This window comes from Streptomyces sp. NPDC058955, assembly GCF_042741435.1.
In the GTDB taxonomy this organism is placed as follows: domain Bacteria; phylum Actinomycetota; class Actinomycetes; order Streptomycetales; family Streptomycetaceae; genus Streptomyces.
The window spans coordinates 72,345-75,189 of sequence record NZ_JBHYKM010000015.1; the positions used below are offsets into that span (position 1 = coordinate 72,345).

Here is a 2,845-nt window from a genome sequence, read left to right on the forward strand (position 1 = left end):
CCGGGGCTCGCCCCCGCTCTCTCGCTGGGCCGCGCCCCCCGGACCGCCCGCCCCACCCCCCCCACCCCCCCGCCGGTCGCCCCCCCCCGGCCCCCGCGGAAGCGGCTCGTCGTTCCCAGGGCCGCCATCAGCTCGCCCACCCGCCGGCTGTACGTCCGCGCCGACATGCCGAGCCGGGCCGCGGCCGCCTCGTCCGTCAGCCCCGACAACAGCGCCTCCAGGACCGGCCGCAGCTGCTCCGGCGGCCCACCCGGAGGCCGCGGCGGCGGGATGTGACCCAGCTCCTCGGCCACCGTCCAGCAGGCGTGATGAGCCCGCACCAGCGCCTGCACCACCACCGGGTCCCGGATCAGCAACAGCCCGTTGTAGAGCAGCTCCAGATCGAGCGGGACCGCCGCGACCGTCCGGTCCACCACGATCAGCTTGAACGGGATCGTGTCCGCGAACCGCGCCCGCCCGGGTATCCGCGGCCCGTCCTCCAGCCGGGGCAGCGCGTGCCGGGGCACGATCCGCCGCACCTCCCCGGCCCGCTCCGCCGCCGCGCGCATGCACGCTCCCGCCAGCTCCAGGAACGGCTCGGGGATCGCGCGGTCCGCCGAGGCCACCGGATCGTCGAAGGTCAGCAGCTCGTGCCGGGTCGAGGCGGCCAGCCCGGCGAGCGCCGCGCTGATGCGCCGCGCCCCCCGGACCGGGCGCCCCGCCGGCCGCTGTCCCTCGGTCGCGGCCCGGTTCATCGCCGAACGGGCGAGCACCACGGAGCCCGCGCTCTCTGCCACCGCTGACCACCCCCGCCCGATCGATGTCCACTCCATGTACGCATGTGACTCCGCACGGTGACAACCCCTGTGGACAAACCTGGCGTCTCCATGCCATCACCCCCCGATCCGGCCCACTCCGCCCTCCCGGCCCGCCCGGCCCGCCGCTCCGGGGCCGTCGCCCTTCCCTTCCCGGTGCGCCTTCCGTTGCCACATCGAGATCCATCCGCAACTCCTTCGCGGGGTCCGCCCGCGCCTCCCGTTCGTCACAGTCGCAGGAGCCGGGCGCGGCTCCTGCCGCACCCGGCGGATTCCCGCGCCCGGCGCAATATCCGTACCGAAACGGGGAGTTGCCCATGAACCGTGCTCACAGGAGAAGCGGCGTCCTCGCCGCGGCGCTCGCCGCCGGACTGCTCCTCGGCGGCTGCGCAGGCTCAGGCGCGGGCCAGGACAAGGCGGGCCGGACGTCGGGCGACCGCCCGCACGCCCTCCCCGACGGCGGCCGCACCGCCGCGCCCGCCCCCTCGGCCGCCGCCCCCTCCGCGGCCCCCTCTGCCCCCGCCGACGGGAGTGCCACCGGCGGGCCGGAGGGCGAGCAGCGGGCGCCCAGCCCCGCCGCCGACTACCTCTCCACCTTCGCCCTGGACGTCGACACCGCCTCGTACGGCTACGCCCGCAGCGCGCTCGCCGACGGCCGGCTGCCCGACCCGTCCACCGTGCGGCCCGAGGAGTTCGTCAACAGCTTCCGCCCCGACTATCCGCGCCCGACCGACGACGGCTTCAGCGTCACCGTCGACGGCGCCGCCACCGGCGCCGAGGGCTGGTCGCTGGTCCGGGTCGGCCTCGCCACCCGGGGCGCGGACCGCTCGGGCGAACGCCCGCCCGCCGCCCTCACCTTCGTCGTCGACGTCTCCGGCTCGATGGGCGAACCCGGCCGCCTCAACCTGGTGCAGCACTCCCTGCGGCTCGCCGCCGACGAGCTCCGCGACGACGACTCGGTCGCCCTGGTCGCCTTCAGCGACGATGCCGAGACCGTGCTGCCGATGACCCGGCTCGGCGAGGCCCGCCAGCGCGTCCGCGAGGCCGTCGACTCCCTCGCCGTCCGCTCCTCCACCAACCTGGAGGCGGGCCTGCGCGCCGGGTACGACGTGGCGTCCGAGGGCCGGCGCGAGGGCGCCACCAACCGGGTCGTGCTGCTCTCCGACGCCCTCGCCAACTCCGGCGAGACGTCCGCGGACGCCCTCCTCGGCCACATCGACGAGCAGCGCAGGGAGCACGGCATCACCCTTTTCGGGGTGGGCGTCGGCAGCGACTACGGCGACGCGCTGATGGAACGGCTCGCCGACAAGGGCGACGGCCAGACCGTGTACGTCTCCACCCAGGACCAGGCCCGCAAGGTCTTCGTCGACCAGCTCCCCGCCCAGGTCGAGCTGCGCGCCCGGGACGCCAAGGCGCAGGTCGCCTTCGACCGGGCGACCGTGGAGCGGTTCCGGCTGATCGGCTACGAGAACCGCGAGGTCGCCGACGAGGACTTCCGGAACGACCGGACCGACGGCGGGGAGATCGGCGCCGGTCACACCGTCACCGCCCTGTACGTGGTGAAGACCCGGCCCGGCGCGAGCGGCCGGATCGCCACCGCCACGGTCCGCTGGCTCGACCCCGACTCCCGCTCCGCGCAGGAGCGTTCGGGCACCGTCGAGGCCGCCGCGCTGCGTGCCGGGCTCTGGGACACCGGCCACGACAGCCTGCAGCTCTCCGCGATCTCCGCGTACTTCGCCGAGCAGCTGCGGGGCGGCTCGCTGCCGGGCGCCCCGCGCCTCGGCGATCTGGCCGCGCACGCGGACGCCATCCGGGGCCGGTCGGGCTCGGCGGTGGTGGGGGAGCTGGCCGAGGCGGTGCGCCAGGCGGACCGGCTGATCGGGGAACGCCCCACGGAAGAGGGTGAGTTCCGCTCCTCCGACCCGTACGCCTGAGCCTCCGGGACCCCGGCCCCCCCGCGGGGGGGGGGGGGCCCGGCGGGCCCCCCCCCCCCCCCCCCCCGGGGGGGCGAAAGGGCGCCAGGGCCCCCCCCGGGGCGCCCCCGCCCGCCG

General features: G+C 76.9%; 2 protein-coding genes. One reads left to right on the forward strand and one right to left on the reverse strand.

What is annotated here, in order from left to right; translation table 11 throughout:
• On the reverse strand, positions 1-776 hold a 776-nt coding region (locus ACFW1I_RS09320; RefSeq protein ID WP_384667878.1), incomplete at its 3' end, for a hypothetical protein.
• Positions 777-1,111: 335 nt separating this feature from the next.
• Between ACFW1I_RS09320 and ACFW1I_RS09325 the strand changes: the two genes are divergently transcribed.
• On the forward strand, positions 1,112-2,728 hold the full coding sequence (locus ACFW1I_RS09325; RefSeq protein WP_384667881.1) for a von Willebrand factor type A domain-containing protein: 1,617 nt from the start codon (positions 1,112-1,114) through the stop codon (positions 2,726-2,728).
• The last annotated feature ends 117 nt before the right edge of the window (positions 2,729-2,845 follow it).